General features: G+C 31.0%; 1 protein-coding gene. It reads right to left on the bottom strand.

Features of this window, described 5'->3' with window-relative positions:
- On the bottom strand, window positions 1-281 hold a 281-nt coding region (locus ACVC5O_RS01435), incomplete at both ends, for an IS110 family transposase (protein ID WP_452219681.1).

Genomic DNA, 281 nt, shown 5'->3' with positions numbered 1-281 from the left:
GTTGTTTTAAACTGCGTTTTAAAGACATAGAAACCACTTTACTTGGATTACCTAAAACGGATTCTCCATGTATCTTGTTTTTTAACATCGTACTCTGTTTTCTATACACAGAAAGGAGTCTAACCATTTGCAAACATTCTGTTTCATCTTTAGAGTTGCCTTGCCATAGTTTTAATTGTACCTGTTTTGCATATTCACAAATAAGTTTTGAATCACTTTTATCTGTCTTAACTTTAGATAACTTCATTTGGATAAAGCGTTTTACTGATAATGGATTTTCT

This window comes from Lacinutrix salivirga, from assembly GCF_053604675.1.
Note: the sequence above shows the minus strand (reverse complement) of the source record. Positions and strands in the feature narration are given on the sequence as shown.